Here is a 4,202-nt window from a genome sequence, read left to right on the forward strand (position 1 = left end):
GAAGGATCCATTGCGGCTATTACCACTACCATTTCCTTTTTTGCTGTATTTTTCATAGCCCAGGTGGGCTTCTAATTCAGCCTGTAACATCTCTTCAACCCCTTGTTTAAAAAGGTCATTAAAGAAGGAATCTCTATATTATTCAACTCAGTCTTAGAAAAATACCTTACTTTTCTGTTTATTCTATTATTTTGGTTATAATCAAGGCTGTGTTTTCATTGGCATTTCGCTCATTAAACATTGGCTTGAATGTAGAATCACCGGCAGAAGAATTATAACCCCAGTAACAATTGCCTTCTACATCGACATATAAGAGACTCGATTTATTTATTAAATCAGGTCCGTTTGTAATCGCATCTATCAATCTGGTTTTCCCGCTTCTCCTGTCGAGTATTAACAGCTGCACCTTTTCGCCGACAGCAATCGTGCTTACCAGGTAATCCTCTGTAATGAAATCCTTAATTGAATAACTGTACTTTGACAGATCACCGTCGAAGTTTCCTCCATAAAGTGAATTATAGTCCCTCAGTCTTTTCTCCCCAAAGCCAAAAATAAAAAACGGTGTTGCGGTAGTGTCTGATATCCTGTAGATAGTATCTGAAAACGGGTACGTCAGAAAAACATCCTTATTGTCATTGAAAAGATAACTCCGCCCTGCGGCTGGCATGACCTGCTGATTGTAATGCATCGAAGAGAAAGATCTAATAGTTTTGAAAAGTGAGTCCTTAACCATGATCTGAGGCCACTTTGAGCTATTGATATTATAGATGAGAAAATTACTGTCCCCGTCATGTATAAAGTCAAAGGAGATTACCGGTTTAGCATACTCCCGCAAGAAATGCCCCTCATGATCAAATACCACGAACTTATACAGATCCATTGCCCAGACAGTGCTCTCATCAACCTGAAAGTCGAGAACAGTGAGCAGTTCACCCGGCCCCCTGCCCTGCTTCCCGATACTATTCAGAAATTTACCATTCTCCGAGAATCGGTAAATCACTACGTGTTGATTATCTGATACATAGAAATTGTTTTTATGTACTTTTATATGAACTATATCAGACAAGAGGCTATTCGTTGTTTCTTCCAGAATCAATATCTTCTTCAATGAAAAAACTTCATCAAACCTGCATTCTTTGGCCTGAAGTGATTCGAAATCCAGTTCGTACTCAGATAGCACTTTCACCTTACAACCTGTTACAGGCAATAACAAGATAAGTACAAAATATACCAATGTTTTTATCATATCACGCATCTTGTTTCTGTTATACCTAATATATTCAACTTAACCAGTGGTCCGATTTTCGGGGAGTATTATATTATAATTCGATATTTTCTTTCCAAATCTTGGCTAAATAATCGATAATAGTACAAGCTTTTTCTAAAGACAAATTGCCCCTGCTTCGTGAGTCATATCCCTCATACAAATCTCCATAACCACAATATTTACAGTTAAGGTTGCAGAGATCGGTTACCTCGAAGATCAGGTGTGGCAAATTAACAAGGTTGTTTGCAACATGTGCACCTGCAATTTTTAAAAACCTATCATTCATTGAGGCTTTTTTTTAGCTTAATTTTAACTACTATAGGATTATCATCTTCCTTAACCGCTTTCATCTGATCAAGCCATATCGGTGAAGGGGCTGCCTTGAGGTCATCGTGGTTTTCGGCTGAATTTTTTTCCGGTGCATACATCGTAGCAACAAGGTATTCCGTAGAGTACACATAATCAAATATCCAGAGTCTCTCGCGACTGACTATATCGTCATAGATCCATGTCTTGTTGAATTTTCTGATTTCTCTGGTTCTGGTATCCATGAGATAAATGGCATCAAACAAGCCACCACGCCAGTGCTTCTGATAGATGAACAATTGTGATTGAAACGGGAGCAGGTGTATTAGCTGATAAGCAGTTACCATCTGGTTCCATGACGGATTGCCATTGCAGAATTCAGCCTGTTTGTCTTTTGGAAGCTTATCTTTCATCTCGATCAGGAAAGCCGGTTGCTTATCCTTACTACGAATATTCCAGACCGTATCGCTTATATAATCGTAAAAAAGCAGGCCGGACGAATGCCTTTGAAGATATGTCATAGTTTTATCCGCAAGAAAATCATACTTATACCTTAGCGAAGTGCCATATTCAACAATAATTGTGTCAGGTGGCATGTCGAGACCCTGGTTATACATGTAAATCTTACCCTCTTCCCGGCAATAACATGCAAGCTTCTGATCAGCAGTTGTAGTAAAATACAGAGGTTGGTAATTCAACCGGATTTCATCACAGAATATGCCATCAAAACTATACCTTGAGAATCCCCTTTTCCCTATTGAAGAAACAAGAATAGTATCATTAAGCACATCAAAATGTAATATTCTGCCATATTCCCCGGGGCCACGACCTGGCTTACCTATTCTTCTCACAAATTTTCCGTCCTGTTGAAATAATAACAAACCAGCATTGTGACAGTTGATCAAAATGTATGAATCGTTTATCCATATCTGATCTATAAGATCCATAAAGGATTCCTCAGTGGTTTCAAGCGGTATAAATAGAACTGTATCTGCAAAGAGCGAGGTCTTCAGAGTGTCCTGGCCGGCCACGGGTAACCGGATTATCTGAGCTGTAAAAGGGTTTTCTGAATCCCTGACTTTAGTTTTGCTTTCATTACTATTGTTCAGACAACTTCCAAACAATATCGAAATGATAATAATTGAAAACTGGGCGAGAGTATAAATTACTTTGTGTAAACACATCAAAACGCTTTTTAATTTAGTTCTACTTTGACAGATTCGATTTTTTCTTGTAATGACGGTTAATATCCTCTTGTCTGATGGCATGCCGCCGGTTAATTCTATCCATCATCTGATCCTGTGTCATTTGTTGATACAACTCACGAACTACCATTTCTTTGACATCTCTTGCTGAAAGTAAGGGCATTTCCTCAAATAACTCAAGCTTCTCCTTCAGGATGAATGACGAAACTAAAAAGTTCAAAGCAATCTGGTGCTGCCAGGCCAACCATTTTCTTGTCTGGTACTGATCCAGTCCAAGGATATGTTTGGATTCTTTTATGCTGTGCTCTATAAAATACCTCTCAGCTTGCATGTATGCCAAACCTTCCGGTTCATACTGATCCAGATTTGCATTTGTAAATGAATATTTTATATCAAATGTTCCTTTGCCTGAGGTTGTTTTGCGTATAACAAGAAGTCTCCGCTCTGGCTCTTCCGTACTTTTGTCCCAGATCCAGACCTTTGCAAAATGGTATTCACCCTGGAGAACACCTTTGGTTGTGTTGCGAACATTCAATATTTGCCAGTCTTCATCTTTTAATGTGGTAAGATATCCATTCACCTTAATGGCAGGTAATGATGCCCTGAGCCTTTTGGGCTTTGGCCCTTTCAATCCTTTCTTTTCCGGAATAACTAACTCAGGTCTCTCCAAGTATATTTCAGTATCAGAATGAATATCCAGCATATATACAGAACCCAAATTCTCTATTAATCTTGCAAAGGATGCATCGTTACCATAATAAACATCCGCAGTTACAAAATCGAATACGATACCCTGTCCTTTTTGATGACTAACGATCTCAGCCGCCAATTCAAGTTTGCTTCTAAATGCCATTTCTTCCTTAGGGATGCCTGCCTCCTGGCAGCGCTCAGCATCATCGCACCAATCCTTTGGTAAGTATAATCTCGCATCAATCATCGAGGCAAAATCACCATTGCTCAGGCAGGCAAAAACTGCAACCTGACTATTAGATATCTTTCCCACATTGCCGCAGTATTGATGACCTACTCCAACACTCTTGTCTCCTTTCTTTACCCAACCGCTTTCGTCTATTATCAGTCCGGTCATCTTTCTTTTTGGCAAAATAGAACTGACACTTCCCGCTACCTTGTCAATCAGTTCACGTGCATCCCACTTCGATTCCGTAATAAAATGCTGCATCTGATAATAGTCTACTCCAGTATCTTCGCTTATCCTTTCGATATTACGCATCTCACTCCTTAAGATCCCTTCTGTGTACTTGCTCGCCTTATCAAAAAATCGCTTTGTCCTGTTACGAAAAACACTCTCATAATCAGCAATATGACATCTCATCCTCTTTAGAGACGAGGCCAGTGTTTTTCCATAATCTTTACTTTTTTTAACTTGTACTAAACATTTTTGGTGCCGAAAGGCTTGTTTTTCG

General features: G+C 39.2%; 4 protein-coding genes and 1 pseudogene. All 5 read right to left on the reverse strand.

From position 1 onward, the window contains the following. Window positions 1-120: pseudogene (locus AB7U21_RS10810) on the reverse strand (transposase); the annotation flags it as partial. A 58-nt stretch (window positions 121-178) separates the two neighbouring features. Continuing rightward, window positions 179-1,246: a 6-bladed beta-propeller gene (locus AB7U21_RS10815; protein WP_428388963.1), complete on the reverse strand. Its 1,068-nt coding sequence runs from the start codon at window positions 1,244-1,246 to the stop codon at window positions 179-181. A 73-nt stretch (window positions 1,247-1,319) separates the two neighbouring features. Beyond that, window positions 1,320-1,553 carry a hypothetical protein gene (locus AB7U21_RS10820; protein ID WP_428388965.1) on the reverse strand — a complete coding sequence of 78 codons (234 nt, stop codon included), beginning with the start codon at window positions 1,551-1,553 and terminating at the stop codon, window positions 1,320-1,322. Continuing rightward, window positions 1,546-2,841, reverse strand: coding sequence for a 6-bladed beta-propeller (locus AB7U21_RS10825; protein ID WP_428388967.1), 1,296 nt, complete (start codon window positions 2,839-2,841; stop codon window positions 1,546-1,548). The genes AB7U21_RS10820 and AB7U21_RS10825 overlap by 8 nt, the downstream gene beginning before the upstream one ends. After that, on the reverse strand, window positions 2,780-4,202 hold a 1,423-nt coding region (locus AB7U21_RS10830; RefSeq protein ID WP_428388969.1), incomplete at its 5' end, for an IS701 family transposase. The genes AB7U21_RS10830 and AB7U21_RS10825, both read right to left, overlap by 62 nt.

This window comes from Methanomethylovorans sp., from assembly GCF_050177135.1.
Taxonomy (GTDB): domain Archaea; phylum Halobacteriota; class Methanosarcinia; order Methanosarcinales; family Methanosarcinaceae; genus Methanomethylovorans.

Bases quoted from the DNA above. Each gene is read 5' to 3' on its own strand.
- AB7U21_RS10815 (WP_428388963.1), bottom strand. From the start codon at position 1,246: ATGATAAAAACATTGGTATATTTTGTACTTATCTTGTTATTGCCTGTA.
- AB7U21_RS10820 (WP_428388965.1), bottom strand. From the start codon at position 1,553: ATGAATGATAGGTTTTTAAAAATTGCAGGTGCACATGTTGCAAACAAC.
- AB7U21_RS10825 (WP_428388967.1), bottom strand. From the start codon at position 2,841: ATGCCATCAGACAAGAGGATATTAACCGTCATTACAAGAAAAAATCGA.